Source organism: Desulfurella amilsii (assembly GCF_002119425.1).
In the GTDB taxonomy this organism is placed as follows: Bacteria; Campylobacterota_A; Desulfurellia; order Desulfurellales; family Desulfurellaceae; genus Desulfurella; species Desulfurella amilsii.
This window is the reverse complement of the sequence record NZ_MDSU01000018.1, coordinates 358810-385806: the sequence shown is the minus strand read 5'-3', so window position 1 is coordinate 385806 and position 26997 is coordinate 358810. Positions and strand designations below refer to the sequence as shown.

At 35.5% G+C, this 26997-nt stretch carries 27 protein-coding genes; 19 read left to right on the top strand and 8 right to left on the bottom strand.

Features of this window, described 5'->3' with window-relative positions:
* The first annotated feature begins 61 nt into the window (after positions 1–61).
* The 3 genes from DESAMIL20_RS05425 to DESAMIL20_RS05415 all read left to right on the top strand — a co-directional run bounded on the left by DESAMIL20_RS05425 (position 62) and on the right by DESAMIL20_RS05415 (position 3077).
* Positions 62–982 (top strand): sulfurtransferase, encoded by a 921-nt coding sequence (locus DESAMIL20_RS05425; protein WP_086033799.1) that lies wholly within the window; start codon positions 62–64, stop codon positions 980–982.
* Positions 983–1093: 111 nt separating this feature from the next.
* The gene (locus DESAMIL20_RS05420) at positions 1094–1486 is read left to right on the top strand and encodes a Rid family detoxifying hydrolase (protein ID WP_086033798.1); all 393 of its coding nucleotides are present in this window, start codon (positions 1094–1096) and stop codon (positions 1484–1486) included.
* Positions 1476–3077 carry a methyl-accepting chemotaxis protein gene (locus DESAMIL20_RS05415; RefSeq protein ID WP_086033797.1) on the top strand — a complete coding sequence of 534 codons (1602 nt, stop codon included), beginning with the start codon at positions 1476–1478 and terminating at the stop codon, positions 3075–3077. The genes DESAMIL20_RS05420 and DESAMIL20_RS05415 overlap by 11 nt, the downstream gene beginning before the upstream one ends.
* Positions 3078–3230: 153 nt before the next feature.
* On the opposite strand, the gene glnA is transcribed toward DESAMIL20_RS05415, so the two are convergent.
* Positions 3231–4643 (bottom strand): type I glutamate--ammonia ligase, encoded by a 1413-nt coding sequence (gene glnA / locus DESAMIL20_RS05410; RefSeq protein ID WP_086033796.1) that lies wholly within the window; start codon positions 4641–4643, stop codon positions 3231–3233.
* 140 nt (positions 4644–4783) lie between these two features.
* On the opposite strand from glnA, the gene DESAMIL20_RS05405 reads away from it, so the two are divergent.
* Positions 4784–6319 carry a sigma-54-dependent Fis family transcriptional regulator gene (locus DESAMIL20_RS05405; RefSeq protein ID WP_086033795.1) on the top strand — a complete coding sequence of 512 codons (1536 nt, stop codon included), beginning with the start codon at positions 4784–4786 and terminating at the stop codon, positions 6317–6319.
* 34 nt (positions 6320–6353) lie between these two features.
* On the opposite strand, the gene DESAMIL20_RS05400 is transcribed toward DESAMIL20_RS05405, so the two are convergent.
* Entirely contained in the window at positions 6354–6539 is a 186-nt protein-coding gene (locus tag DESAMIL20_RS05400) for a hypothetical protein (protein WP_086033794.1), read from the bottom strand.
* Positions 6540–6770: 231 nt separating this feature from the next.
* Between DESAMIL20_RS05400 and DESAMIL20_RS05395 the strand changes: the two genes are divergently transcribed.
* Genes DESAMIL20_RS05395 through DESAMIL20_RS10400 form a run of 3 tightly spaced genes read left to right on the top strand, consistent with a single transcriptional unit; the run spans position 6771 to position 8001 of the window.
* The gene (locus DESAMIL20_RS05395) at positions 6771–7157 is read left to right on the top strand and encodes an STIV orfB116 family protein (protein WP_158090533.1); all 387 of its coding nucleotides are present in this window, start codon (positions 6771–6773) and stop codon (positions 7155–7157) included.
* A 9-nt stretch (positions 7158–7166) separates the two neighbouring features.
* Positions 7167–7757, top strand: coding sequence for a nicotinamidase (locus DESAMIL20_RS05390; protein WP_086033792.1), 591 nt, complete (start codon positions 7167–7169; stop codon positions 7755–7757).
* A 4-nt stretch (positions 7758–7761) separates the two neighbouring features.
* Positions 7762–8001 (top strand): EexN family lipoprotein, encoded by a 240-nt coding sequence (locus DESAMIL20_RS10400; RefSeq protein WP_143340251.1) that lies wholly within the window; start codon positions 7762–7764, stop codon positions 7999–8001.
* Here DESAMIL20_RS10400 and DESAMIL20_RS05385 read toward each other — a convergent pair.
* Positions 7969–9051, bottom strand: coding sequence for a VIT1/CCC1 transporter family protein (locus tag DESAMIL20_RS05385; RefSeq protein WP_086033791.1), 1083 nt, complete (start codon positions 9049–9051; stop codon positions 7969–7971). The genes DESAMIL20_RS10400 and DESAMIL20_RS05385 overlap by 33 nt on opposite strands.
* 66 nt (positions 9052–9117) lie before the next feature.
* On the opposite strand from DESAMIL20_RS05385, the gene mazG reads away from it, so the two are divergent.
* Entirely contained in the window at positions 9118–9867 is a 750-nt protein-coding gene (gene mazG / locus DESAMIL20_RS05380; RefSeq protein ID WP_086033790.1) for a nucleoside triphosphate pyrophosphohydrolase, read from the top strand.
* Between the two features lie 61 nt (positions 9868–9928).
* Here the strand turns inward: mazG and DESAMIL20_RS05375 are convergent, their stop codons facing one another.
* From DESAMIL20_RS05375 to DESAMIL20_RS05365, 3 genes are read right to left on the bottom strand one after another with little or no spacing between them, the layout of a single operon-like run.
* Positions 9929–10309, bottom strand: coding sequence for an acyl-CoA thioesterase (locus DESAMIL20_RS05375; RefSeq protein ID WP_086033789.1), 381 nt, complete (start codon positions 10307–10309; stop codon positions 9929–9931).
* On the bottom strand, positions 10306–10866 hold the full coding sequence (locus DESAMIL20_RS05370) for a chalcone isomerase family protein (protein WP_086033788.1): 561 nt from the start codon (positions 10864–10866) through the stop codon (positions 10306–10308). The genes DESAMIL20_RS05375 and DESAMIL20_RS05370 overlap by 4 nt, the downstream gene beginning before the upstream one ends.
* Positions 10867–10882: 16 nt before the next feature.
* A complete protein-coding gene (locus tag DESAMIL20_RS05365) occupies positions 10883–11281 on the bottom strand; it encodes a helix-turn-helix domain-containing protein (RefSeq protein WP_086033787.1) in 399 nt (132 codons plus the stop codon).
* A 165-nt stretch (positions 11282–11446) separates the two neighbouring features.
* Here DESAMIL20_RS05365 and DESAMIL20_RS05360 point away from each other — a divergent pair, with 165 nt between their 5' ends.
* From DESAMIL20_RS05360 to DESAMIL20_RS05310, 11 genes are all read left to right on the top strand, one after another.
* Positions 11447–12220 (top strand): electron transfer flavoprotein subunit beta/FixA family protein, encoded by a 774-nt coding sequence (locus tag DESAMIL20_RS05360; protein WP_086033786.1) that lies wholly within the window; start codon positions 11447–11449, stop codon positions 12218–12220.
* 13 nt (positions 12221–12233) lie between these two features.
* Positions 12234–13145, top strand: coding sequence for an electron transfer flavoprotein subunit alpha/FixB family protein (locus DESAMIL20_RS05355; RefSeq protein ID WP_086033785.1), 912 nt, complete (start codon positions 12234–12236; stop codon positions 13143–13145).
* A gap of 78 nt (positions 13146–13223) precedes the next feature.
* Positions 13224–13421 carry a hypothetical protein gene (locus tag DESAMIL20_RS05350; protein ID WP_086033784.1) on the top strand — a complete coding sequence of 66 codons (198 nt, stop codon included), beginning with the start codon at positions 13224–13226 and terminating at the stop codon, positions 13419–13421.
* Positions 13418–14590, top strand: a complete 1173-nt coding sequence (locus DESAMIL20_RS05345; RefSeq protein ID WP_086033783.1) for a thiolase family protein — start codon at positions 13418–13420, stop codon at positions 14588–14590. Before DESAMIL20_RS05350 ends, DESAMIL20_RS05345 begins: the two co-directional genes overlap by 4 nt.
* Positions 14591–14601: 11 nt before the next feature.
* The gene (locus DESAMIL20_RS05340; protein WP_086033782.1) at positions 14602–15456 is read left to right on the top strand and encodes a 3-hydroxybutyryl-CoA dehydrogenase; all 855 of its coding nucleotides are present in this window, start codon (positions 14602–14604) and stop codon (positions 15454–15456) included.
* A 9-nt stretch (positions 15457–15465) separates the two neighbouring features.
* Positions 15466–16242, top strand: coding sequence for an enoyl-CoA hydratase/isomerase family protein (locus DESAMIL20_RS05335; protein ID WP_086033781.1), 777 nt, complete (start codon positions 15466–15468; stop codon positions 16240–16242).
* A gap of 1 nt (position 16243) precedes the next feature.
* Positions 16244–17401, top strand: a complete 1158-nt coding sequence (locus tag DESAMIL20_RS05330; RefSeq protein WP_086033780.1) for an acyl-CoA dehydrogenase family protein — start codon at positions 16244–16246, stop codon at positions 17399–17401.
* Between the two features lie 9 nt (positions 17402–17410).
* The gene (locus DESAMIL20_RS05325) at positions 17411–17932 is read left to right on the top strand and encodes a DUF6125 family protein (RefSeq protein ID WP_086033779.1); all 522 of its coding nucleotides are present in this window, start codon (positions 17411–17413) and stop codon (positions 17930–17932) included.
* Positions 17933–17946: 14 nt separating this feature from the next.
* Positions 17947–21375 carry a methylmalonyl-CoA mutase family protein gene (locus tag DESAMIL20_RS05320; RefSeq protein ID WP_086033778.1) on the top strand — a complete coding sequence of 1143 codons (3429 nt, stop codon included), beginning with the start codon at positions 17947–17949 and terminating at the stop codon, positions 21373–21375.
* 18 nt (positions 21376–21393) lie between these two features.
* Complete coding sequence (locus DESAMIL20_RS05315) at positions 21394–23388, top strand: heterodisulfide reductase-related iron-sulfur binding cluster (protein WP_086033777.1); 1995 nt, start codon at positions 21394–21396, stop codon at positions 23386–23388.
* Between the two features lie 46 nt (positions 23389–23434).
* Entirely contained in the window at positions 23435–24019 is a 585-nt protein-coding gene (locus tag DESAMIL20_RS05310; protein ID WP_086033776.1) for a DJ-1/PfpI family protein, read from the top strand.
* Positions 24020–24097: 78 nt separating this feature from the next.
* Here the strand turns inward: DESAMIL20_RS05310 and DESAMIL20_RS05305 are convergent, their stop codons facing one another.
* Together DESAMIL20_RS05305 and modA are read right to left on the bottom strand one after the other, a co-directional pair.
* Positions 24098–26314: a TonB-dependent receptor gene (locus DESAMIL20_RS05305; RefSeq protein ID WP_086033775.1), complete on the bottom strand. Its 2217-nt coding sequence runs from the start codon at positions 26312–26314 to the stop codon at positions 24098–24100.
* Between the two features lie 11 nt (positions 26315–26325).
* On the bottom strand, positions 26326–26967 hold the full coding sequence (gene modA, locus DESAMIL20_RS05300) for a molybdate ABC transporter substrate-binding protein (protein ID WP_086033774.1): 642 nt from the start codon (positions 26965–26967) through the stop codon (positions 26326–26328).
* Between the last annotated feature and the right edge of the window lie 30 nt (positions 26968–26997).

The following is a 26997-nucleotide window of genomic DNA, read 5'->3' as shown; positions in this document are numbered from 1 at the left end:
TTGACAAATATAATAACTCAGTTATTATATAACTAAATTATTTTTTAAGAGGAGGTTTTCTATGTTCCGCAAGTCGTTTATGACCATTTTAGTCACTTTGTTTTTTGGTTTTTTCAATCTGGCGTTTGCAAAACTTCAGGTAATTACAACGCAACAAGCAGCACAACTTTTGCAAAACAACAAGAACGTTATTGTAATAGACACAAGAGCGGATAAAGATTACTTAAATGGCCACTTGCCCAATGCAGTTAATCTTACAAATGCTATGTTAAGCGTAAAAAGAGGCGATGTGGTAGGGTTGGTTTCCTATAACAGACAACTGGAAGAAAAATTGTCCGATTTTGGTTTAAAAGAAAATGCTTCCTATGTTGTATATTCTGGTGAGAATTTCGACAAGCCTCAATTCTTTTTAACAAACGCAACGCGTGTTGCTGCCATTTTATACTGGGCTGGTGTAAAAGATATTTACTATATGGATGGAGGGTATCAAAAGTGGGTCGATGAAGGAAGACCTATTGCAAAAGGTGAATTTAGACTGCCAAAGTCTAATTTTGTGATTAATAGAAATAGAACCACAGTATTTTCTTTTTTGCCGTTTGTTGAGTGGGGACTAAATCATGAAAACCTTGTACAGTTTGTAGATGCAAGAAACTATGATCAATTTACCGGAAAAGATACAAAAGATAAAAGACTTGCAAGGTTTGGTCATTTAAAAGACGCAAAGTGGGTGTATGTTGCTAATTTTATGCAGAAAGAGAAAAACTACTGGGTTATAAAACCAAAATCCCAAATCGAACAAATTTTAAAAAATGCTGATGTTGATATAAATAAGCCAATTATTTCTTACTGCAACACAGGCCATCTGGCAAGCGGTTTGTGGTTTATTGGACAAGCTATGCTGGATACAAAGCTAGTTAGCGATTACGATGGCTCGATGGCAGAAATCTCCCGTGTTTACAATATTCCTATTATTGCAAAGTAAACCCCACTTTCATAAAGGTCTTAAGGCTTACTGCTAAAACGCCCTTAAGGCCTTTATTGACAATAATACTCAAATTTAATATACTCTACATTCATATTAATGGAGGTTTAAATGAAAAACGTTATTTTTACTGACAAAGCTCCAAAGCCAATAGGTCCGTATTCGCAAGCTATAATGGCAGGCGGTTTTATTTTTGTTTCAGGTCAATTGGGTATAGATAATCAGGCTAATATGCCTTTAACCACAAAAGAACAAACAAAGCAAGTGTTGGAAAACTTAAAGGCAATTTTAGAAAGCACAGGTTCTAGTTTAGAGAAAGTTGTAAAGGTGACTATATTTTTTACGCAAAAAGAAGACTTTTCTTTAATTAATGAGGTATATGCTGAGTTTTTTAAAAATAATCCACCAGCACGCTCAGCCATTTGCGTTACTGCTTTGCCAAAAGATGCGCTTGTAGAAATAGAGGCTATTGCTGAACAAGCAGGTAGTATATATGAGCATTAAAAAGCTATTGAATTTTTCAAACGGTTTTTATTTTTTTAGCGCTTTAGTGTTTTTTACAGTTATTGGTATAGCTGGCTTAAATCTCAAAGACACAATAACTCAGCTTGATAAGCAGATTGTGTATTCAAATAATATTAACAACATCTACGCCCAAGGCTTGCAAAAAGGTCAAGCAATAAGAAATATTCTTTTGAACCCAAATGACACAAAGGCTATGCAAAATTATAAAAATGCAACTGAGTCTATGAATAAATCTTTTGATAAATGTTTCAGTACTGCAAACTCTTCACAAAAATTACAACTTCAAAAACTAAAAGAAATGCTGTCAAAAGACGATGCGCTTCAACTACAGGTTAAATCTTTGGCTGAGTCTGGTAAACAAAAACAAGCATACAGTTTACTTGTAACCAAAGAAACACCTACCTGGCGCAAATCTAGATCTTTTGTTTTAGACTTAATTGTAAAAGAAAGCAAAAATTTTGATAACATTAAGCATAATATGGAAAGCACTATGATGCTAACAATTATTATAATAGGCGCAGCAATGATTATTATGCTAGTTGTAGTTATAATTGTCTGGAGAGTTTTATTTAATAAAATTTTCATCCCCCTAAAGCATATAAACTCCACTGTCTCCACACTTGCCAAAGGCGGAGGTGATTTAACTATTGTACTGCCCAAGCAGTCAAATGATGAGTTTGGTGAGCTCACAGACCACTTAAACAAATTTATCTCTACGCTTAAAGGTATAGTGCAAGAGGTACTATCAAAAGCCACAGAGGTTCAATCTTCCACAAACTCACTTGCATCATCTGCAGCTCAAATCTCTGCATCCAGTGAGCAGGTCTCATCAAACACAAAAGAGATATCACATGCAACAGAAGATACAGCAAACGCCCTATCTGGCATAGCCCGCTCTACAGAAGACATAAGAGTATCTTCCGATGAAGCAAAAGAGATTACAGACAAGATGGTAAAAGAAATCCAGCTCAATGTAGAAGCAATCCGAGAGCTATCCAATTCTATCTCAAAAGCAAGTCTTGATGTAAATGACCTTGGAGAAGCTTCAAAGAAAGTAGGAGACATTCTAAAGATAATAAACGATATAACAGATCAGATAAACCTCCTTGCATTGAACGCTGCCATTGAAGCGGCCCGTGCAGGTGAGCACGGCAGAGGCTTTGCAGTAGTTGCAGATGAGATAAGAAAGCTTGCAGAAAAAACACAAAAAGCTACAGACGAAGTGGCAGCAATCATAAAATCCATACAGGAAAAAACTTCAAAAGTAGTAAGCGTTATGAACCAAACCCAATCAGATACACAACAAAAAGCAGATGCCATTGCCCAAACTCAAGACAGTGTCCAGACAGTATCAGATAAAATCGCCAATGTTTCAGATCAGGTAAACTCCCTATCTGCTGCAACACAGGAGCTTTCTTCTACAGTCTCAGAGCTTGAGATGCAGGTAAAAGAAATCAGCAAAGCTCAAGAAGAAAATGCAAAGGCAGTAGAGTCTATCTCAGCTAATGCTCAAAACCTAAAGACAATATCTGATGGTCTGTTATCTGTTGTAGGTAAGTTTAAGACTTGAAAAAAACAGGTCCTTCGCTTGGAAGGATCTGTTGCCTTTTTAGTCATTTTTGGGCTTTATTCAAAAAATTTCTTTACAATTTTACATTCTGAAACTTCAAAAGAAAGCCACAAAGTCTGGTTTGACCTTGTGGCTGCTATAGACATAGACTTGCTATGCATCAAAGTACATGAAAAATTCAAGAGGATTGATAGACATACTGTAGGGTTTTAATTCTTTTTCTTTCTTATAGTCTATCCATGTTCGAATGAGATCTTCGCTAAATACATCACCTTTTAGTAAGAACTCATGGTCATCTTCCAAAGCCTGAAGGGCTTCTTCTAGGCTAGCAGGCGCTTTTGGGACATTTGCTAACTCCTGTGGGGGCAAATCGTATATGTTTTTATCAAGTGGTTCTCCTGGGTCAATTTTGTTAATTATACCATCTATGCCCGCCATTAGCATTGCAGAAAATGCAAGGTATGGGTTTGCACTGGGGTCTGGAAACCTTACTTCAACCCTTTTTGCTTTTGGAGATGATGAGTACATTGGTATCCTTAGCGCTGCGCTTCTATTTCTTGAAGAATAAGCTAGGTTAATGGGTGCTTCAAACCCCGGCACAAGCCTTTTATATGAGTTGATTGTAGGGTTTGTAAAGGCTGCTATGGCTTTTCCGTGCTTTATAATGCCTCCCATATAATACATTGCAAGTTCACTCAATCCTGCATAAAGGTTTCCTGCAAACAATGGTTTGCCATCTTTCCATAAACTTTGATGTGAGTGCATACCCGTGCCGTTGTCCCCAAATATGGGCTTTGGCATAAACGTTACTGTTTTGCCATACATAGCGGCTGTATTTTTTACTATGTATTTGTACTTTAATACCTTATCAGCCATATCCAAAAGAGTAGAAAACTTCATGTCAATTTCACACTGACCTGCTGTGGCTACTTCGTGATGGTGAGTTTCTACTTCTATGCCAACTTTTTCAAGGTTTAGTATCATTTCTGTGCGCAAATCCTGTAGGCTGTCTGTGGGCGCGACAGGGAAATAGCCTTCTTTGTTTCTAATTTTGTAGCCTAAATTGGGTTCTTCATCTTTGCCTGAGTTCCATATGCCTTCTTGGGAGTCAAGGAAGTAGTAGCTTGCGTTTTGCTTGATATCATACCTTATACTATCAAGTATAAAAAACTCTAACTCTGGTCCGAAGAAAGCCGTATCTGCAATACCTGTGGATTTTAGATACTCTTGGGCCTTGTATGTAATATAGCGTGGGTGTTTGGGATATGGCTGTTTTGTAATCGGATCGAGTATGCAGCATATCAAGTTAAGTGTTGTTACTTCTGTGAATGGATCTAAAAATGCGCTTTGTGCATCTGGCACAACCAGCATATCACTTTCATTGATCGACTGCCAGCCTCTAATTGACGAACCATCAAATCCTAGACCTTCTGTAAAGGTGTCTTCTTCGATTACATGCGCTGGTACGCTAAAGTGCTGCCATGTACCAAGCAAATCTACAAACCTCAGATCAACAATTTTTGCCTCTTCGTCTTTAATAAGTTTTAAGACTTTTTCAACTGACATAAAATACCTCCTAAATATAATTAATTTACGTTAAGCAAAAAACGTTCCTTTATTATGTTGCTTATTTTTAGAGCGTTTTGTCATGTGTGTAATGTTTAAAACCTTGTATTTTTGTTAACAAAATTGTATAATTGTTTACAATGAGAAGTATTAATATCAATGAAAACTATTTTAGCATAGTGCATGAAGTAAGTAAAGTGTTAAGCAGACAAAATAATATAAAAGATGCCTTTAAAAGTATACTGAAATTGCTTTATTCTTATTTAGATATACCTGCAAGCTTTATTGCTTTATACAATCCTATTGAAAATACATTAGAAATTAAAGAAAGCTTTGGGTTGCTAAAAAAAGAAAAATATAAAGGTGTATTTAAGGTAGGCGAGGGAACTGTAGGGAGCGTATTTAAGAATGAAATACCAGCTGTCATATACGATCCAAAAGAAAATAAATCTTTTTTGAATAAAATGGGCGTGCTTAACCGTTTTGATTTTGAGGTAGTTTTTATTGGGACTGTTATTAAAATTGGTGGAGAAAGGTTAGGTGTGCTTGGTGTATATAAAGAGAAAACGCGAAATTTATCATACGAAAATGAAATTAAACTATTATCAATGATAAGTATTCTGATTGGTTTTGCACAAAAAATGAATGAAAAGCTAGAATTTCAAAAAAGAACATTCGAGGAAGAAAAAGAGATTTTGCTAAACAAAATAGAATTTAAAACATCAATCAAAGAAATTATAGGCGTTTCTAAGCAGATAAATAATTTAAAAAACACAATTTTAAAAGTTGTAAATGTTGATTCTACGGTGCTGTTAGAGGGCGAGAGCGGTACAGGCAAAAGCTTGGTTGCAAAAGTCATACACAAACTGAGCAATAGGGGGAAAGAGGCGTTTGTTGGCATAAACTGTGCAAGTATACCTGAAAATCTTTTAGAAGCAGAGCTTTTTGGTTACGAAAAGGGTGCTTTTTCTGGCGCAATTTCTCAAAAAAAAGGGAAGTTCGAGATAGCAGACAAAGGCACAATTTTTCTGGATGAAATTGGCGATACACCATTGTCATTACAAGGAAAGCTTTTAAGTGTGATACAGGAAAAAGAGTTTTCAAGGCTTGGTAGTTTAGAAACTATTTCTGTAGATGTCAGAATTATTGCAGCCACCAACAAAAAACTATTTGAGCTTGTCAAAGAAGGAAGATTTAGGGAAGATTTATACTATAGGTTAAATGTGATACCAATAAAAATCCCCCCGCTTGTTGAACGAAAAGAAGATATACCAATTTTAATTGATTATTTTTTAAAGTTATTCAACGAAAAATACAACAAAAATATCCAGCTTTCCAAAGAGGCGTTGATAGAGTTAATTAATTACAACTGGCCTGGCAATGTGAGAGAACTTGAAAACATTTTAGAAAGGCTTGTTGTAATGAATGATCAGATGATTCATATTAATCACTTACCAGCCTACATTTTTCAGAAAGTATCTCTAAGAAGATATGAATTAGATAACCTAAATGACAAAAATTTACCTAGCCAAATACAAAATATTGAGAAAAAACATATAGAAATGGCTTTGAAAGAGACAGGCTTTGTAAAATCTAAAGCAGCGCGGCTACTTAACTTAACTTTAAGGCAACTAGACTACAGAATCCATAAATACAACATTCGTCTACAAAAGTAAAAACAAACAGGCGCTAACGCCTGTTTGTAGTTGATTAGCAACCTTCTATCTTTGGTTTTGCAGCTTTTTTAGCAGCTGCAGCTGGAGCTGCTGGAGCTTTCTTTTCTACTTTTTTCTCAACTTTCTTTTCTACTTTTTTTACCTCAGTAGCTTTTGCTCCAAGAGAAAGAGCAGTAGTTAGAAACATTGATGCAACCAACATAGCTAAAACTTTTTTCATGCCATACCTCCTTTTCAAAATTTTACAAATTATAGTAGCTTTAAAAATTTTAGTCAAGCATTTTTTAATTTTTAGTACATAGCCTTGCGTTTGCAAAACAAATTATAAACCCTTTGATTATAGCCCTCCTTTTGTAGCAGCAATTGTACTTATCTGCAACATTTTTTGCTTTTTTAAATAAATCGTTTGCTATGCATTTCAAATTTGTCATTATTTTATGTAATGGTGTTTTTGCAAAGTTTAATTTCAAAAAATTTTTTTGATATTGAAATTCTGTTGAAATTTGCTACTATACACATTATGGTATATGTGTTAAACGGACCTATTTTAACAAATTTTGGTTTATTTAGGTACAGAAGAATAACTATTTTGCAGGCAAAGAAAATTCTTAAAAGTAGTACCTTTATATCTGCTGTGGGTCATGAGGCAACTGCAATGCTTTTGAGTGATCTTTTGGAAGCTGAGATTAAATACAACCGTGTAGCCATTGTAATGCAAGAAGGCGATATAGCTGTAGTATTTCATTTGCTTACCCGGTTAGAAGAAGGGCAAATATTAAGTATTAGCGAGTTGTGCAGCAAAGACTACACCTTGGGTCTTTTAAAAAAACTGGAGTAGGCAGGTATTATGAAATTGACAATTGCTAAAAATGATGCATTGATTTTAGTTGATATCCAAAATGATTTTTGCACGGGAAGCTTGGCTGTGCCGGATGCACTCAGTATTATAGAGAAAGCTAATATTTATATAGCACTAGTTAAAAAAAACGATAGGCCAGTTTTTGCAACTCGAGATTGGCACCCTAAAAATCACTCATCCTTTAAAGATTTTGGAGGTATTTGGCCTGTTCATTGTGTTCAAAATACATTTGGCTCAATGTTTTATAAAGAGCTAAAATTACCAGATAACGCAATTATTATCTCAAAAGCAACAAATCCCGATAAAGATGCTTATTCTGGTTTTGATGGTACAGACCTTGATAACAAGTTAAAAAATTTAAAAATTAGGCGTTTATTTGTAGGCGGTCTTGCTACGGATTATTGTGTAAAAGCAACAGTTTTAGATGCACTTTCTTTAGACTATACCGTGTTTTTTTTATCAGATGCTTCAAAAGCTGTAAATATTAAACCAGATGATGAAAAAAAATCAATTAATAAAATGTTGAGAGCGGGTGCTATTTTAATAAATTTAAACAATATAACTCAATCTTTAAAGTAAAAAAATGATAAAAAAATTAAAATTAATTATGCTTATGTGTTTGCCGTTTTTGCTTAGCGCATGTCACGAGTATCATTCTAAAGAATATTATTTATCTCATCCGCAAAAATGTGTTGAAAGATTTAATTACTGCAAGCAAAACTACGGCAAACTCATGTACGAAAACCAGGATTGTAAAAATGCATATAATGCCTATTTAGAATTACAGCAATCACGCACTCAGATGAAACAGGATTTGCATTAGTTTTCCAAAACCAAAAGAAAACGCTGCTGCAAAAAATGATGAAGCAACCATCTCGAATACTTTTTTTCTAATAGATATGCCAGATACAATTGATACAATAGCCCCTACTGTGGATAATGCCAAAAACGCAAGTAAGATAGAGAAGGGCAAAGCACTCATTGAAGTTTTAAAGATAAAAAACGGTGTGACAGGAAACAACACGCCAATTAAGTATGCAATTGCTGTAAAAAATCCCGATTTTATCTCATTTTCTTCTACTTCTTGCGTAAGAAATTTTGATAGGTCAACTTTAGAGTCTTGCAATTTATTTGTAACTTCAGTAGCTATATTTTCGTCAATATTTGACTCAATGAGCTCATCTTTTAGTACTTCAAAAGCGCGCTTTGGAGCAACACTAAAGAGCATCTCATTTCTTTCGTTTTTACTTTGGGCAATTTGCCTTTGAGATCTTACAGAGATAAATGCGCCAATACCCATAGAAAGTGCTCCGGCAATGCCTACGATTGAGCCACTTATACCAACCAAAAAAGGATTTGTAAAGTATACGGCGCTAAGCCCTGCTACAGTACCCAAAATCTCAACGATTCCATCATTCATGCCAAGTATAAAATCCCTTACATTGTTAGCTCCAAATTTTTTTGATTCTTTTTTAAATATACTTTCATGTTCAATTTCTTCTAGAACAATGTTTTTCAAAACTGATTTTTCTTTTTCATCCAGGGCACTTGATTTTAAAAAGTCGTAGTATTCTTTTACAGTTGAGTTCTCACCAGCTTCTAGCAAAGATACAATGATTGCAGCAGATATAATTTTTTGCAAAAAAGCTGAGATTTTAATTTTAGGTGTGTTTATTTTGTCTTTTAGTGTTAAATTGTATTTTAGGGCAATTTTTTTCCAAAATAGCGAGTGATTTTTTTCTATTTGGGCAATCTCATACAGACGTTTTTTTAGCTCTGCGTCTTTTTGAGATTTAGATAATTTTAAATACAAATAATAGTCGTTTATCTCTCCTTGATAGAATTTTTCAATGAGGTTTAAAAAATTTTCCATTTTTTTTCCTTTCGTGTATAATTCATACAAAATGAACGTTTATTTGTCAAGCCATAAGGAGTTTTTATGTGTGATGTATATGCTGCAAAATTTAATGAGCTTGTGAAAATTGTTGAGCGTTTAAGAAAAGAGTGTCCGTGGGATAGAGAGCAAACAAATCAGTCCATAAAAAATGATTTAATAGAAGAAGCTTTTGAACTTTACGAAGCTTTAGAAGAAGATGATAATAAAAAAATTATAGAAGAATTAGGCGATTGTATGCTTCAGGTGATTTTTCACTGTGTGATCAAAAATCAAAATGGTGAGTTTAGTTTAGTTGATGTAGTTGATAACCTTATAAACAAGCTAATAAGGCGTCACCCGCATGTATTTGGTGAAAAACAGCTTAATACTAAAGAAGAGGTTTTATCTCAATGGGATGATATCAAGCAAACAGAAAAGGATTCACTCTTAGATGGCATACCAAAAAGAATGCCAGCACTTTTGAGGGCTTATAAAGTTCAAAAGAGGTTATCTAAGGTTGGCTTTGATTTTGAGGATATTCAAGATATTTTTAGTAAAATCTACGAAGAGTTAGAAGAGTTAAAAAAATCTAAAACGAAAGAGCAAAAAAGTGAAGAGTTAGGCGATGTAGTTTTTAGCTTGGTAAATCTAGCTCGTTTTTTTGATATTGATCCACAAGAAGCTCTGCATTTGTCAGTAGATAAAATAGTTCAGAGATTTGAATATATCGAAAAAGAACTAAATGGCGACTTTAAAAATGCTTCATTGAGTGTACTAAATAAGCTTTGGGGTGAGTCAAAGGTTAAAACCTAAATTCATTATTTTATTAGTTAAATCTGAAAAATCCTGCTAACCCAGGACTTTTCAAGTGGGTTTAGGAGATTTTTGAAAGGTAGTTTTGTATATCTTGATTAAGAGGTGTAGCTTTTTTTGTATTTTTATCTATTGCAACAAGCGTGGTAAATCCTTTTGCAAATAATTTGTGATCATTTTTTACAATATATTCCAAATCAAAGCTTGATTTGCCAATTTTAGCAATTTTTATCTCGACAAATACTAGATCTTTAAACAAAATAGGCTCTAAATAATCGCATGATTGTTTTGCTACTACAAACCAAATTGTGTCTGCAACGTTTTCAAAAATTTCTCCTAATGCCTGAATGCGTGCATACTCAAAGTAAGAAAAATACACAACGCTGTTGACGTGACCATACATGTCAAAATCACTGAATCGTTTTTGAATTTCTACCATCATTTCCCAAGCATTCCCTCTTTCATTGATTTATCAGGTGGCTTTGGCCCAAAGTAAACCATCAGTATAGCTTTTTGAAGCTCTGGTGATTGAATTTGGCCAATTAAAGAGTTGTTTTCATATACTTGTGTGTTGCCATTTTCTAGCAAAGCTATTTCAATCGAATCGCCTTTTTTTGCACTATGCTTAAACAGTTCAAGAAAACTTTTTTCTTCATTTGTGCCTAAAATTGAAGAGAAATTATCTCTAAATCCTTCTTTAAACGCACCTACTATCTTATTTTTACTTACATTTGGGTAGAGAAAATACATAACAATTGCTTTATCTTGTTTAGATGATAAAAGTTGCTCTGTTGAATGGACCTTTTCTTGCGTATATAAAGCACCTATATAAATTTTTATACCAAGGAAACTATAATGTCTTATTCCATAACCGTTTAATTGTAATTGTTTTGAATTTACCAACAATGTGTTCTTTACATTTATACCTTCTACGTTGACTGCCAATGCAGATTTTGACAAAAAAAGCACGCCAAGCATTACCAGCAATACTCTCTTCATTTTAAACCCCCCGCTTTTATTTATTTTCTTCAATTATGGTTAAAATGCGTTTTCTATATTCTACAATGTCATTTCTGAGAGATGCAAGTTTAGTAATTCTGCTATCAATTTTGTCAATATGGTCGTCTAATATTTCAATTAGCTTTGGCATAATGATTAGTGATTGCTTGTGCTGGTTATAAATATCTGCAAGTTCTAACATCTCTTTTAATGTTAAGCCCAACTCTTTTAATTTTAAAATAAATTTAATGCGCCTTATGTCTTCATTAGAGTATAGTCTTATGCCGTTTTCTATGCGCAGCGGGGGATCTAACAAACCAAACTCTTCATAATACCTTATAGTTCTAGGAGTTATACCTAGTTTTTTAGAAACTTCTCCAATTTGAAAATATTCTTCATTGTTAATGTTATTCATCTCTACTCACTCTTACGTTAAAAATCATAATTTATATCTATCATACTAAATCTAGTTTGTCAATAGAAAAATAAATAAATTTTGGCTTGACATTTACGTAAGATATTGTAAAATATTTATAGTTAATATTTTAATTAAGTAGGTTTTTCTTAAAAGGAGGTTAGCATGAACATTTTGGTTTGCATTAAACAGGTTCCAGATATGGAATCGAAGTTTAAAATCTCAAGTGATGGACAATGGTATGATCAATCAGACCTAACATTTAAAATCAACGAGTACGATGAGTATGCCATTGAAGAAGCAGTTAGACTTAAAGAAAAGCTAGGCAATGCAGAAGTTGTGGCACTCTCTATTGGCCCGGAACGTACTAAAGAAGTCATAAGAAAAGCACTAGCTATTGGGATAGATAAAGGTGTACATGTGCTGGATAATGACTCTCATGAAAAGGATCCCCTTCAGATTGCTACAATTATTGCAAACTATGCGAAAGATAAAAACTTTGACATAGTTTTTTTGGGTATGCAGTCTCAAGATAGGGCTTCTGCTCAGGTAGGGCCCATTTTATCTGAATTATTAGGTTATAATTGTGTAACGACTATTGTTGGTTTTGAGCACCAAGAGTCAAAAGTAAATGTTAAAAGAGAGCTAGAAGGTGGCATAAAAGCAAAAATATCTGTAAAGTTGCCTGTAATTTTAACCTGTCAGCTTGGTTTAAATACTGTAAGATACCCAACACTACCCAATATCATGAAAGCAAAAAAGAAAGAACTAAATACTATAAATGTAAACGATCTTTTAAATGAACAGCCAAAGGTTGTAAATCTGCAGGCCTATATACCAGAAAAGAAAAAAGGCGGTATACTCCTTGAAGGCAAAGCTGATGAAGTAGCAGATAAACTAATAAGTATACTCAAAGAAAAAACACAGGTTTTAAGGTAGTAGGAGGTATGATATGAAAGCACTATTAATCGGTGAATACAAAAATGGACACATAGATGAATCTTTCTATGAACTTGTGGGTTTTGCAAACAAAATTGGTGCAAGTTCAGTGGGCTTTATGGTAGCGCCACTTGATGTAAAGCCAGAGTATGATGGCAAAGTATACATAGCAGATATAAGCAAGGCAAAAGATTATAACCCCAAAGTACACAAAGGTTTGATATTAAAGTTAGTAGAAAAAGAAAACCCAGATGTAGTTGTATTTAGCCACTCCTCATATGGCTGGGACTTAGCGCCAAGGCTAGCAGCAGCCCTAAGGGCAGGCCAGATATCTGAAGTCATAGATGTAGATAACGGTGAGTATATTGTGCCTTTTTGTAACGCAAAGCTAAGAAGAAAAGTAAAACCCAATACCCCAAAGGCTGTCCTTACTCTACAGTCTGGAGCATTTGCCCCGCTTAAAAACAATACTGCTCAAATTGAGCCTTTCGATTACACAGAAGAGGATACAAATTTAGAGTTTCAAGGCTATGAGGTTGCAGAAAAAACTGGCGTTGATTTAACAAAGGCCGAAGTTATAATATCAGCTGGAAGAGGGGTTGGCAAAAAAGAAAACATTGAAATTGTAAGAAGCTTAGCAAAAGCTCTAAAAGGAGAACTTGGTGCTTCAAGGCCGGTAGTAGATGCAGGTTGGCTTGATGAGAGCTATCAGGTTGGGACAACTGGTCAGACTGTTGCCCCAAAACTCTATATTGCATGTGGCATATCAGGTGCTATACAACACTTGGTTGGTATGAAAAAATCAAACTTCATTGTCGCAATTAACAAAGACAAAGATGCACCTATAGCAGAAGTTGCAGATGTATTTGTAGCGGCTGATTTGTTGGAGTTTATACCTATGCTAACAAGTAAATTAACTAAATAGGTAATTATTAAATTATACTTGACTTTCTCTCCCCTTTGTGTTAGTTTGTATGTAAAACTAACGTAAAGGGGAGGTATTATGAGTGAATTTAAAAAAAGAATTAAAAACAAGAAATTACTTTCAAAAACGAAAAAGAAAAGATATAACCATAAATATATACTTTTAGCGGACCTTCTTCTTGCTGAATTTTTGGAAATAATAGTAATTTTTTTAGCTTATTATACCAATGATACTAAACTGATAGCAATAAATTTAATAAACAAGGAGGTTTTATGAGAGAAGTCTACGTGGTAGAAGCATTACGTACGCCTTTTGGTTCTTTCGGTGGAGCGCTAGCTGGTGTGGAAGCACCATTGCTTGCAAGTGAGGTAATTAAAGAGCTGCTTAAGCACACAAATATTGTAGGCGATGATGTAGACGAAATTATAATGGGAGAAGTTCTAAGTGGTGGTGTGGGTCAGGCTCCAGCAAGGCAAGCTATGATTTATGCAGGCCTTCCCTATAAAGTGCATGCAATGACAATCAATAAGGTCTGCGGCTCTGGCTTAAAAGCCATTATGCTTGGTGCTGGTTCTATTATGCTTGGCGACAGTGAGATTGTGCTAGCTGGCGGCGCAGAAAATATGTCTAAAGCGCCGTATGTTTTAAAAAACGCCAGGTATGGCTACCGCATGGGCAACGGTGATTTAATAGATGGTATGATTTTTGATGGCTTATGGGACCCATACGATAATATACACATGGGTAACATTGCAGAAAATATGGCAAAGAAACACTCAATATCCAGAGAAGAACAAGACGAGTATGCAATAAGGTCCTACAAGTTAGCACAGAAAGCTCAAGATACAGTATTTAAAGATGAAATAGTGCCTTTTGTGATAAAAGACAAAAAAGGGGATAAAGTTATTGATAAAGATGAAGACCCATATAAAGTGGTATTTGAAAAAGTTTCTACACTTAAGGGTGCGTTTGTAAAAGACGGCACGGTAACTGCAGCAAACTCTTCTACAATCTCAGACGGTGCAGCGCTGTGTGTGTTAGCAAGTAAAGACGCTCTAAAGCGCTACAACCTAAAGCCTCTTGCTAGACTTGTTGCTTACTCTACAAACTCGCTGCCACCGCAGCAGTTCCCAGAGGCTCCTGTTGGTGCAATAGAAAAGGTCGTCAAAAAGGCTAATTTATCTTTGGCAGACATAGATCTTTTTGAGATAAATGAGGCTTTTGCTGTGGTAGTACTGATTGCTATAAAGCAGCTTGGTCTTGATATCAATAAGGTAAATGTAAATGGTGGTGCGGTGTCTATGGGTCACCCCATTGGTGCAAGCGGTGGTAGGCTTGTTGCAACGCTGACAAAACAAATGAAAAGACAAAATGCAAAATACGGTCTAGCTACACTGTGCATAGGTGGCGGCGAAGCAGTAGCAGCTATCTTTGAAAACATTTAAGGAGGTTTACAATGATTAAAAAAGTAGGCATTGTGGGCGCAGGTCAGATGGGAAATGGTATAGCCCATGCTTTTGCTTTGCACGACTACTCTGTTGTGCTCTACGATATAGCCCAAACTCAGCTTAACAAAGCACTAAAGATAATAGAAGAGAACTTAAAAAGGCAGGCTAAAAAGAATGTAATAGAAGAAAGTCGGATTGAATCAACACTAAAGAACATAAAACCTACGACAAACTTAAATGATGTATCCGATGTAGATTTTTGCATTGAAGCCTCACCTGAAAATGAAGCTTTGAAGCTTGAGCTTTTCGCTAAGCTTGACTCTATCGTTAAAGAAGGCTCAATTATCGCTTCAAACACGTCTTCCATATCCATTACAAAACTAGCTTTCCAAACGAAAAGACCAGATAAGGTAATTGGCATGCACTTTATGAACCCAGTGCCTGTTATGGAGCTTGTAGAAGTTATAAGAGGCATTACAACAAGCGAAGAAACTTACAGTACGATACTTGAACTGGCAAAATCATTGGGCAAAAACCCTGCTTTATCAAAAGACTACCCAGGCTTTATCGTAAACCGCATACTTATACCAATGATAAATGAAGCAATATACGCCTACTATGAGGGTATAGCCTCTATTGAAGACATAGATAAGGCTATGAAGCTTGGCACAAACCAGCCTATGGGGCCATTAGTGTTAGCTGATTTTATTGGTTTGGATACGTGTCTTGCTGTACAAAATGTCCTTTATGAGGGTTTTAAAGATTCAAAGTATAGACCTTGCCCGTTGCTTGTAAAAATGGTAGAGGCTGGCTATTTAGGAAGAAAAAGCGGCCGCGGCTTTTACGATTACACAAAAAAATAAGGGGGCTTTATGAATGTATTGTTTGAATCAAAAAACGGCACTGGCTATTTAACCATAAATAGACCAGATAAGCTAAATGCTTTAAACATTGATACAATAAATGAGCTAAAAGAAACGTTTTTAAAAGTAGAGCAAGATAAAACAATAAAGTGTGTGATTGTTACAGGTTCAGGTGAAAAAGCTTTTGTAGCAGGTGCAGATATAGAATACATGCAAAAGCTAACACCCAATGAAGCCCTTAAGTTTGCAAGGCTGGGCCAAGAGACGCTTCACTTAATGGAAGTCTCAAACAAGCCCTATATAGCCTGTGTGAATGGTTATGCTTTAGGTGGTGGCTTTGAAGTAGCCCTTTCATGCGATATAATTTTTGCACAAGTAAACGCTAAGTTTGGTTTCCCAGAAGTAAGCCTTGGTATACTACCAGGCTTTGGCGGCACACAAAACCTATCTCGCCTAGCAGGCAAGCTTATAGCAAAAGAGCTTATATTTAGTGCAAAGATGATAGATGCTGCCAAAGCAAAAGAGCTTGGTATAGTAAACGAGATTTATCAAACAAGAGAAGAGCTCTTAAGCGCAGCTAAAGAGCTTGCGGTTCAAATCCAAAAGAATGCCCCTTTGGCCGTTGGGTTTGCCAAAAGAGCCATAGTAGATGGGTTTGGACTATCAAAAGAAGATGGCCTAAGATATGAAGCAAGCTTGTTTGGTGTAGTATTTTCAAGTGTTGATGCCAAAGAAGGCTTAAGCGCATTTGTAGAAAAAAGAAAACCTAATTATACGGGAGGATAAAATGAATTTCCAATTAACAGACGAAGAAAAAATGGTTCAGGATACCGTAAGGAGTTTTGCGCAAAAAGAGCTAAAGCCTATAGCAGCAGATATTGATAAAAACCACAAGATACCAGACTCCATAATAAAAGGTTTGGCTGAGCTTGGACTTTTTGGCGTGTATATACCTCAAGAATACGGTGGAGCGGGGCTTTCATTTTTGTCTTATGCAATAACTGTAGAAGAAATCTCTAAAGTATGTGCTTCAACCGGTGTGCTTATAAGTGCCCACACATCACTGTGTGCAAACTCCATATACGAGTTTGGCACCAAAGAACAAAAAGAAAAATACTTAGTGCCCCTTGCAAGTGGTCAAAAAATAGGCTGCATTTTGCTAACTGAGCCTGAGGCTGGCTCTGATGCTGCAAATGTATCTACAACGGTTAAAAAAGAAGGCGACTACTACGTATCAAATGGCAATAAGATATTTGTTACAAATGGTGGTTATAGAGACTTTGGTATATTGATTGCAACACATGATAAATCACTTCGTCACAAAGGCATAGACGCATTTATACTGGATCTAAAATCAGAAGGTGTAGAACTTCAAAGAAATGAAGACAAGATGGGCATAAGAGGTACATACACTTCTGTCTTTAGCTTAGAAAATGTCAAAATACCAAAAGAAAATCTTCTTGGCAAAGAAAGCGAAGGCTTTAAAATTGCAATGGACTGCTTGGATGGTGGCAGAATAGGCATAGCTTCTCAAGCTTTAGGGATAGCAGAAGGAGCCTACGAGAAAGCGCTAGAGTACGCCAAAGAGCGCAAGCAATTTGGCAAAACGCTAAGTGAGTTTCAAGCAATACAATTTAAATTAGCCGATATGGCAATGCACATTGAAGCAGCAAAACTGCTTGTATATGAGTCTGCATGGATAAAAGACAATCTAAAAAACGGTGCAAGCTACAATGACCTTATAATAAAGTCTTCAATGGCAAAAGCTTACGCCTCAGAGACGGCAACATATGTAACCAAAGAAGCACTTCAAATACACGGTGGTTATGGATATATAGCAGAGTATGAAATAGAGCGCATGTATAGAGACGCCAAGATTACAGAAATATATGAAGGTACAAACGAGGTTCAAAGGATAGTAATATCAAAGATGCTATTAAAATAGGAGGGTTTAATGTCAAAATACCCAGAATTGGATAGTTTAAGTAAAGAAGAGTTAGTAAAAGTAATAGAGGATGAAGCAAAAAACTGGCTTGCCCATGACGGTTTATGGTTTCAGGCTGTCGAAACACACTTTGGTATGGATGCTGCAATAAAGCTTGACGAGGAAGCATGGAAAGATTTTACGCAAATTGAGGCAAAAAGAATAATGGAGCGGCTTAACTTGCCTCAAAATAGCGGTCTTGATGGTTTAGAAAAGGCTTTAAATTTTAGGATGTATAGGCGCATAAATGAGCAAGCAATAGAAAGGTTAGACGATCACACGCTTATATTAAAAATGACCTCATGCCGCGTTCAATCGGCGCGTCAGAGAAAAAACTTACCATTTTTTCCATGTAAAAGCGTTGGGACTATTGAATATGGTTATTTTGCAAGCACAATTGATAATCGCATAAAAACAAGCGTAATAAAATGCCCTCCAGATGATATTACGAATGCTGGTTATCACTGTGCATGGGAGTTTAAGCTACAATAATTAGGAGGCTTTTTATGCATGCATCTAAACATAATATAAGGTTTGTTACAGCTACAAGCCTTTTTGATGGTCACGATGCCTCTATAAATATTTTTAGGAGAATCATACAAGATAGTGGTGCAGAAGTTATACATTTAGGTCATAACCGCAGTGCTTATGAAATTATCCAAACTGCACTTGAAGAAGATGCAAATGCCATTGCTGTAACATCCTACCAAGGTGGCCATATTGAATTTTTCAAGTATATGTATGATCTACTAAAAGAAAATAAATCTGAGTATATCAATATTTTTGGTGGTGGAGGGGGCGTTATTGTCCCCTATGAGATTAAAGAACTGCAAGAGTACGGCATTTGCAAGATTTTTTCACCAAAAGATGGTATGCAGATGGGTTTAACAGGCATGGTAGATTACATGCTTGAACAAAGCGACTTTTTGACATTTGATGAAGAAAAGCTTGAAGAATACCTGCAAAGTTTGCCAAAAACACTTCCAAAAGCCATAAGCTTGGTTGAAAAGCTCATAACACAAGATAGTTGGACGCCATATCATGAAGAGGTGTTTCAAAAGTATTTTGAAAAGCTCTCAAAAGATACTAAAGTACTTGGTTTTACAGGCTCAGGTGGTGCTGGCAAATCGTCGTTAATTGATGAGTTGCTTAGACGATTTTTGAACAACTATCAAGACAAAAAAATTGGTATATTAGCAGTGGACCCTACCAAGAAAAGCAAAGGTGCTCTTCTTGGTGATAGAATTAGGATGAACTCTCTGCCACATAAAAACGCCTATATGCGTTCGATGGCAACAAGAAGTTCAAATATGTCTATCTCAAAAGCTACGCGAAAAGTTATTGATTTGTATAAAATGTCTGGTTTTGATTTAATAATATTAGAAACAGCTGGCGTTGGTCAAAGTGACATAGCAGTCATTGATATAGCAGACTACAATGTATATGTTATGACTCCAGAATACGGTGCAGCATTACAGCTTGAAAAAATCAATATGCTAGATTATGCTGATGTGGTCGTGTTAAATAAGTACGATAAGGAAAGCGCCGAAGATGCTCTCTATGAAGTAAGAAAACAGTACATGCGAAACCACAAGCTTTTTGACAAAAAGTTAGAAGAAATGCCTGTTTACCATACAGTTGCTTCAAATTTCAATGATGCTGGCGCAAATTACCTTTTTTATAAACTTATGCAGCTTGTTGGCATTGAAAGCCAAAAGGTTTTTGAGCCCATAAGTGATGCATCTGTAAACTTTTTAATACCACCTCAGCGTACAAGATATTTAAGTGAGATTGTTTCTACTATAATGGATTACAAAACCAGAACCAACGAGCAAATCAGACTTTCTAGTAATTTGTATGCGCTTGAAGGCGCTAAAAAATTGTTGCAGCTACAGTTGAATACCTCTATTGAGCCAAGTGAAGAAGCAGATTTTGTTGACACAAAAATCGATGAAAGTCTCAAAAAAGAAAATCTGGAAAAAGCACTCAATGTTATAACGCAAGAAATACAGCAAATAAATGTACTGCTTGATACGCAAACAATAAGGCTCATAGAAAATTGGAATAACTTAAGAGAAATTTATGCTAAAGACTATCTTATTTCAAAGATCAGAGACAAAGAAATAAAGTATGAACTCACGACCAAAACATTATCTGGCAACAAAATACCAAAGATATCTCTGCCAAAATCGAATGATTACGGCGAAATCGTAAAATTTCAGTTGTTAGAAAATGTACCTGGCAAATTCCCTTTCACAGCTGGTACTTTTCCCCTAAAAAGGCAGGATGAAAAGCCCACAAGGATGTTTGCTGGAGAAGGCACGCCAGAGCGCACAAATAAACGATTCCACTATCTATCGACAGGTCAGCCGTTTAGTAGACTATCTACTGCATTTGACTCTATAGCACTCTATGGTCAGGATCCAGATATGAGGCCAGACATTTACGGCAAAATTGGTAATGCAGGTGTATCTATTGCTACAGTTGATGATGCAAAAAAACTCTATAGCGGATTTAATTTATGCGACCCAAATACCTCTGTTTCTATGACGATAAATGGTCCAGCACCCATGATGCTTGCAATGTTTTTTAATACTGCCATTGACCAACAAGTAGAAAAGTACTTGAAAGATAACAATAAATGGGGGCAAGCGCAGGATAAGATCAATAACTACTACAAAAAACTCAATGTAGAGCGCCCCGTATACAATAATTCATTTGGCATTAAAGATGCAGACGAAAACCACTTAGGTTTGGGCTTGCTTGGTATAAGTGGCGATTTGGTTGTAGACATTGCTACTTACGATCAAATTAAAAAATACACACTAAATGTGGTAAGAGGGACAGTACAGGCCGATATTTTAAAAGAAGATCAGGCGCAAAACACGTGTTTGTTTTCGACGGATTTTTCGCTTAAGCTAATGGGTGATATTCAAAAGTACTTTATAGATAATGTTGTAAAAAATTATTATTCTGTATCCATATCAGGCTACCATATAGCAGAAGCAGGGGCAAATCCCATAACGCAGCTTGCCTTTACTTTGGCTAACGGTTTTACTTATATAGAATACTATTTAGCGCGTGGTATGAATATTGATGATTTTGCACCTAATTTGTCATTTTTCTTCTCAAACGGCCTTGATATAGAGTATTCTGTTATTGGCAGGGTAGCACGCCGTATATGGGCAATTGCAATGAAAAATAAATACTCAGCTAACGAGCGTAGCCAAAAACTCAAATATCACATCCAAACATCAGGTAGATCGCTTCACGCTATGGAAATTGCTTTCAACGATATTAGAACCACATTGCAAGCTTTAACTGCCATTTACGATAACTGCAACTCACTTCATACTAATGCATACGATGAAGCAATAACAACGCCTACAGAAGAATCTGTGAGAAGAGCTTTGGCTATTCAAATGATAATCAACAACGAATTTGGAATGACTAAGAACGAAAATCCCCTTCAGGGTTGTTATATCATAGAAGAGCTTACAAACTTAGTCGAAGAAGAGGTGTTGAATGAGTTTGAGAGACTCTCAAAAAGGGGTGGTGTGCTAGGTGCTATGGAGTCAAGGTATCAGAGAAACAAAATTCAAGAAGAATCCCTATACTATGAAGAATTAAAAAACACAGGAGAGCTACCTATAATAGGTGTAAATACTTTTGTTAGCGACAATTATATTCAAGAAGAGAAAATCGAGCTTTCAAGATCAACCGAAGAAGAAAAAAAATGGCAATTAGACAACTTGATCGCATTTCAAAAACGCAATGGAGCGTTTTCAAAACAGTATTTAGACAAATTAAGATATGTTGCGCAAACTGGAGGCAATATATTTGAAGAATTAATGGAAACCGTAAAATACGCATCTTTAGGCCAAATTACAAATGCTTTGTTTGAGGTTGGCGGTAAATACAGAAGAAATATGTAGGTTCTTGAAGGAGTCGATATGGAGAGTTTGATTTTTGGCATTGTTCTTTTGGCAAGTGTGGGCTATTTTTTTTACCGTGTAAATTATTTATACTCACTGCTTAAATTTGGCCAGGCAGAAAATCGCTTTTGTAGTCCTTTAAAGCGTCTAAATACTGCTGTAAAAAACGGACTTTTGCAGATGTGTCATTTTAAGATAAATGACAAGGATATAAACTACGCTGGCATAATGCATGCGCTGATTTTCTTTGGTTTTGTGGTTTTGCTTTTTGGCGAGATAGAGCTAATTATTAAAGGTTTTGCTCCATCTTTTAGTTTTAGCTTTTTGGGGTTTTTGTACCCCGTTTATTTGTTTTTAGAAGATTTGTTTGCATTTTTGGTGCTTGTTGCTATTGTAATGTCTTTGGTGAGGCGCTTTATTTGGCATCCCAAAAAGCTCAATTACCACTTTAGCGCATATTTGATACTGATTTTTATCACTATTGTGGTGTTTACACTGTTTTATATGGCTGCTCTTGAGATGGCAAAAACTGGCAAAGTAAACCCGTATGAGCCTTTTGCAGGCCTTGTGTATAGGCTTTTAAATATCCACTCATACAACGAAGTAGCCTACCATATAGCCTTTTGGGTGCATATGATCGTATTGTTTGCTTTTTTGGATTTTATACCAAACTCAAAACACCTGCACATTTTAGCCGGTATTCCTAACAACTACTTTGCAAATTTAGGTCCTTCTATGGCATTAAGAGACCTTAATTTTGAAGATGAAAACGCAGAAAGCTTCGGGGTAAAAAATGTAAACGAGCTTACCTGGAAGCAGTTGTTAGATGGTTATGCCTGCACAGAATGTGGCAGATGTACCCAGGTATGTCCTGCGGCAAACACTGGCAAAGTGTTGGTGCCAAGAGAAATTATACTTGGTATAAAAGAAAATCTTTTTCACAACGCCCAAAACTTAATCACAAAACAAGAACTTACACCGCTTGTAACAAATGATTTGCCACAGGAAAATCCACACGGCTATTTTGAGTATGGTTTTGCAATACCAGATAAAGCACTCTGGCAGTGTACCACATGCGGTGCATGTCAGAATGTTTGTCCTGTAAGCAATGAACATATAAGAGATATGGTCGATCTAAAGCGCTATGCTGTGCTAACCCAAGGCGAGTTTCCAGAAAAACTTGTACCTATTTTTAATAACATAGAAACAAACTCTAACCCCTGGGGTATCAATGCAGATTATAGACTTGATTGGGCAAAAGATCTTGATGTAAAAACTATAGATGAACTGAAAGATGCAGAGGTTTTATACTTTGTGGGTTGTGCAAGCTCATTTGACGATAGAAGCAAAAAACTTGCTCAAAGCTTTGTAAGGGTGTTACAAAAAGCCAATGTCAAGTTTGCTGTACTTGGCAAAAAAGAGAAATGCTGTGGTGATAACGCAAGACGTCTTGGCAACGAGTATTTATTTTACAACCTTGCTCAAGAAAACATAGAAACTTTCAAAGCATACAATATTAAAAAGATCGTTACAACATGCCCGCACGGTTACTATACGCTAAAAAATGAGTATTCTAAGCTTGGAGGTGAGTTTGAAGTCCTACATCACAGCCAATTTATAAGCCAACTCATAAAAGAAGGCAAAATAAAGCTTTCAAATAAGATAAATCAGACTGCTACCTTTCATGACTCATGTTATTTGGGAAGGCACTCCAATATATATGAAGAACCTAGACAAATTGCTACGCAAGCAGGTTTTAATCTAACAGAAATGAAAAATTCTCACTGCAATAGCTTTTGCTGCGGAGCAGGTGGTGGTATGATGTGGCTTGAAGAGGATGGTGAGCGCATGAATAAGGTTAGAACTGCACAAGCCATAAGCACAAATGCTCAAAACATTATTACTGCTTGTCCGTTTTGTATGATAATGCTTGATGATGGTGTAAAAGATATCTCCAGAGATGATATAGGTGTGCTTGATATTGCCCAAGTAGTAGAAAAGAGTATGGCTTGATAATTTCAAAAAGTGAGTTATTTTCTCCTGAAAGGGAGGTACGTTTATGGCAAAAAAAGTTTTGATGTTGGTAGGTGATTATGTAGAAGATTATGAAGTTATGGTGCCTTTTCAAATGTTGCAAATGGTAGGTCTAGATACTCATTGTGCCTGTCCAAATAAGAGAGCGGGTGAATTTGTAAAAACCGCTATTCATGACTTCGAGGGAGATCAAACCTACTCTGAAAAACGCGGACATAATTTTATGCTGAATTGTACTTTTGAAGACATAAAGCCTGAAAGTTTTGATGCGCTAGTGCTTCCAGGGGGTAGGGCACCTGAGTATATCAGGCTAGATAATAGAGTAATTGAGATTGTAAAACATTTTTCTCAAAGCAAAAAGCCCATTGCAGCTATATGCCACGGTCCGCAAATTTTGGTTGCAGCAGATGCAGTTGAAGGCTATGAATTAACCGCATACCCAGCTCTTAAGCCAGATATTGTCAGAGCTGGCGGAAAATGGGTTGATCCAAATCAGACATTTTCCAATGCTTGTGTAGATAGAAATTTAGTTACAGCGCCAGCTTGGCCTGCACATCCAGAGTGGATTAGGAAATTTTTAGAAGTGCTAGATGTAAAAATATCGCTTTAATTTATCTACCCAAGCTGAGTTTTGATGATTTTTGTTAAAACTCAGCTTGAGGTTTAAAATTTAGAAAAATTTTTCTAATTAAAACTTTATAGAGACACTGCCTACTACGCTAAATGGCGCACCTACTTGATAGGTTGTTTGACCATACATAGAAAAATTCGAATCAGGTGAGTTTATGGTGCTTATATAGCGTTTATTGAATAAATTTATAAAATCAAGGCTAAAATTTACATCTTTAAATTTCCACAAATTTTTCTGAGTGTAGCCAATATTTAAATTGGCAAGAAAAACTGATGGTACTAATTGTGTATGGAGTAAATTCCCGTAGCGTTTACCAATGTAGCTAAAATATGGTGTAATTGAAACAGTATTGTATTTGTAAGTAAAACCCGCTTTAATGATGTTTTTGGGTACATTAACTATTTGTTTACCTTTTACATCATAAAAATTATTCATAAATGATACATTCTCTGTATAATAAAATCTGTTATAACTGTATGAAGCAAACAACAATAAATCTTTAAACGGCGTATAACCGGCAGAAATTTCTATACCATATGACTTTGCTTTTGCAGTATTTGATGGCATTTCTGCAATTTGGCCGTTTCCTACATTTATTGGAGCGTAAGTGCCGATATTCTTTATAGTACTGTAAAACAACGTTGGGTAAAAGAATAAATTTTCATTATTGTACCTTAGACCTAAATCAAAATTGTCTGCTGTTGTCATTTTGAAGTATTTATCCCATAACGATTGAAGCGTTATGCCTTTTGACTCGAAAGCTTGTTTGTTGCTTGCATAAGATGGCCATAAGTTAAAATTGGGTGCTTGAAAACTCCTGCCGTAATTCCCAAATAGATTAACATAATTGCTTAACTGATAATTAATGCCCACATAGGGTAGGTAATTTCTAAAAATTTTGGAGTTTGCTGTTTCAAAAGGGTCTGGCTTTGCAAGGTTTAGCGCTTCATCCACATTTGATGTGCTTATACCATTTGTGTTGTAGCCATTAATTGCTGATGTTTTGTACATTAAATACTTTAAACCTGCATCAACTTTTAATTTACCTATGTTAGCCTCTACATTTACAAATGGTGAATTTATAGTATGATAACCATGATCTGCTAGAATTGCCCAGTTAGAAAATTGCAAAGACCCATTTTTGGGAATAAAATTTTCAATTGCATAAGGGGGCCCTGGCATTTGCTGTTTATTGAACCAATAGCCAACTGTAAATGTGTAGTTTTTTGCAATCTTCCAATCAAAATTTGAAACTATGCCAAAAATATTGCTATTGTATAAAAATTTTTGGACAAACTTAGGGTTATTCCCAGTATAATAACTATTTCCTTCAACTGACCAGTAATATGGTTTTAAAACGAGTTTTGATGAGTCTGATGTATTAATTGTAAAGGTTGGCAAAACAAAGTAGTTTCTGCTATTTACTTTGTTGTAATCGTAGTAGGAAGTGCTGTTTGGGTTATTGTTGTAGTCAAGAGCATAATTTTTGTTTATGTTTGAAGCTTGGTTGTAGTTTAAACCATAATAGTTATTGTGAAAGTCACTGTTGTATCCTAAATACAATGCAAAATCTACAAAATTATCAAAATTTTTTGTTAGCCCAAACATAGCATTTTTCCTTACGAAATTACCATTGCCTTTCCATTTATTTGCATAAGCCAATGATGAAGAAGCAAATGCTCTAAAACCATTAATATCACCAGAATCTAGCCTTACAAAACTTTTTGAATAATCAAAACTACCAAAGCTTTGATTTAGTGTAATACCAAATTTATCCGAAGGTTTTTTTATAGATAAGTCAATTATACCAGGAAAATCTCCAAATGAGTTAAAGCCAATATTGGGTTTAATTGCACCGTCATAAACATTTATGTTTTCTATGTTTTCTAAATCAAAAACATTGGCAGTTAAGCTACCTGTTGGACCATTTGGTGTAGGAACGCCATTTATGTTTATTATGCCAGCTTTTGTGCTATCTATGCCTCTTAATCGCAAAGTTTCATCATTTCCATACGCATCAGGTCCTTGGGCATTTACAGATGGTATCATATTTATCGCATTGAATACCGAATTGCTTGTATTAGAAAATGTTTTTATGGCAGAACTATCTAGGTTGTATTGATTTTGCGTTTGAGAATCAAGTGTTTTTGTATACTGATTTATAAGAGTTTTTTTAGGTGCACTTACTGTTATGCTTGGCAGTTCAACGCCATAAGTTTTTTGTGCAAGCAACAAGCACCACAAAACAGCTACCGAAATAAATTTTCTTTTCATAGGTCACCCTTTTAAAAACCAAATTTATTTAAGATTTGTTTTGATTGTTTAGAATTTACTAAAAAATCAAAAAACTCTTGAGCCTTATTGTTTGCCTGCAAGAGCAAAACACCTTTTTGGACAACTGGATTATAGCCATCTTCTAGGACTTTAAAGTTATCGTTCTTTAAAACACTTTTTACAAAAGAAACGGGTAAAAACGCTACTTGAGCTTTTTGATCAAGCACTAACCTTGAAACTTCAAACGGGCTTGTGCCAAAAAGCAGGTTTTCTTTCACAGAGTTTAATATTTTTGTGTTTTCCAAATATTCAAAAGCCGCTTTTCCATAAGGGGCTGAGTTTGGGTCGGGTAGTGCAATTTTTATATTACTTAAATTTGAAATGTTGTATTCAAGTGACCACAGGCATAACTTGCTTTTGGCATAAATAGCACTTTTTTTTGCAAGACCTGAAAAAAATAAATCGTCAGTGATTTTCTCATCCGCAGCTAAAAATATATCGTATGGTTTGCCGCTTAATATCTCTTTGTAGTAAACATTGCAATTATCACCAATTGTTAATTCAAATGAAACTGCTTTGTCGTAAAAACTATCAATAATTTCTTCTATAATACCACTTAAATTTGGTGCACACGCAAGTCTAATGTTGTCCATAACTCCTCCAATAAATATATAAATTTTTAT

What these genes read in the sequence shown, in the direction of transcription:
- DESAMIL20_RS05345 (WP_086033783.1), top strand. Translation starts at nt 13,418, where the DNA reads ATGAGAGAAGTCTACGTGGTAGAAGCATTACGTACGCCTTTTGGTTCT.
- DESAMIL20_RS05330 (WP_086033780.1), top strand. Translation starts at nt 16,244, where the DNA reads ATGAATTTCCAATTAACAGACGAAGAAAAAATGGTTCAGGATACCGTA.
- DESAMIL20_RS05360 (WP_086033786.1), top strand. Translation starts at nt 11,447, where the DNA reads ATGAACATTTTGGTTTGCATTAAACAGGTTCCAGATATGGAATCGAAG.
- DESAMIL20_RS05375 (WP_086033789.1), bottom strand. Translation starts at nt 10,309, where the DNA reads ATGATGGTAGAAATTCAAAAACGATTCAGTGATTTTGACATGTATGGT.
- DESAMIL20_RS05350 (WP_086033784.1), top strand. Translation starts at nt 13,224, where the DNA reads ATGAGTGAATTTAAAAAAAGAATTAAAAACAAGAAATTACTTTCAAAA.
- DESAMIL20_RS05320 (WP_086033778.1), top strand. Translation starts at nt 17,947, where the DNA reads ATGCATGCATCTAAACATAATATAAGGTTTGTTACAGCTACAAGCCTT.
- DESAMIL20_RS05325 (WP_086033779.1), top strand. Translation starts at nt 17,411, where the DNA reads ATGTCAAAATACCCAGAATTGGATAGTTTAAGTAAAGAAGAGTTAGTA.
- DESAMIL20_RS05315 (WP_086033777.1), top strand. Translation starts at nt 21,394, where the DNA reads ATGGAGAGTTTGATTTTTGGCATTGTTCTTTTGGCAAGTGTGGGCTAT.
- DESAMIL20_RS05420 (WP_086033798.1), top strand. Translation starts at nt 1,094, where the DNA reads ATGAAAAACGTTATTTTTACTGACAAAGCTCCAAAGCCAATAGGTCCG.
- DESAMIL20_RS05425 (WP_086033799.1), top strand. Translation starts at nt 62, where the DNA reads ATGTTCCGCAAGTCGTTTATGACCATTTTAGTCACTTTGTTTTTTGGT.
- DESAMIL20_RS05370 (WP_086033788.1), bottom strand. Translation starts at nt 10,866, where the DNA reads ATGAAGAGAGTATTGCTGGTAATGCTTGGCGTGCTTTTTTTGTCAAAA.
- DESAMIL20_RS05335 (WP_086033781.1), top strand. Translation starts at nt 15,466, where the DNA reads ATGAATGTATTGTTTGAATCAAAAAACGGCACTGGCTATTTAACCATA.
- DESAMIL20_RS05365 (WP_086033787.1), bottom strand. Translation starts at nt 11,281, where the DNA reads ATGAATAACATTAACAATGAAGAATATTTTCAAATTGGAGAAGTTTCT.
- DESAMIL20_RS05390 (WP_086033792.1), top strand. Translation starts at nt 7,167, where the DNA reads ATGAAATTGACAATTGCTAAAAATGATGCATTGATTTTAGTTGATATC.
- DESAMIL20_RS05310 (WP_086033776.1), top strand. Translation starts at nt 23,435, where the DNA reads ATGGCAAAAAAAGTTTTGATGTTGGTAGGTGATTATGTAGAAGATTAT.
- glnA (WP_086033796.1), bottom strand. Translation starts at nt 4,643, where the DNA reads ATGTCAGTTGAAAAAGTCTTAAAACTTATTAAAGACGAAGAGGCAAAA.
- DESAMIL20_RS05400 (WP_086033794.1), bottom strand. Translation starts at nt 6,539, where the DNA reads ATGAAAAAAGTTTTAGCTATGTTGGTTGCATCAATGTTTCTAACTACT.
- modA (WP_086033774.1), bottom strand. Translation starts at nt 26,967, where the DNA reads ATGGACAACATTAGACTTGCGTGTGCACCAAATTTAAGTGGTATTATA.
- DESAMIL20_RS05355 (WP_086033785.1), top strand. Translation starts at nt 12,234, where the DNA reads ATGAAAGCACTATTAATCGGTGAATACAAAAATGGACACATAGATGAA.
- DESAMIL20_RS05385 (WP_086033791.1), bottom strand. Translation starts at nt 9,051, where the DNA reads ATGGAAAATTTTTTAAACCTCATTGAAAAATTCTATCAAGGAGAGATA.
- DESAMIL20_RS05405 (WP_086033795.1), top strand. Translation starts at nt 4,784, where the DNA reads ATGAGAAGTATTAATATCAATGAAAACTATTTTAGCATAGTGCATGAA.
- DESAMIL20_RS10400 (WP_143340251.1), top strand. Translation starts at nt 7,762, where the DNA reads ATGATAAAAAAATTAAAATTAATTATGCTTATGTGTTTGCCGTTTTTG.
- DESAMIL20_RS05340 (WP_086033782.1), top strand. Translation starts at nt 14,602, where the DNA reads ATGATTAAAAAAGTAGGCATTGTGGGCGCAGGTCAGATGGGAAATGGT.
- DESAMIL20_RS05305 (WP_086033775.1), bottom strand. Translation starts at nt 26,314, where the DNA reads ATGAAAAGAAAATTTATTTCGGTAGCTGTTTTGTGGTGCTTGTTGCTT.
- mazG (WP_086033790.1), top strand. Translation starts at nt 9,118, where the DNA reads ATGTGTGATGTATATGCTGCAAAATTTAATGAGCTTGTGAAAATTGTT.
- DESAMIL20_RS05415 (WP_086033797.1), top strand. Translation starts at nt 1,476, where the DNA reads ATGAGCATTAAAAAGCTATTGAATTTTTCAAACGGTTTTTATTTTTTT.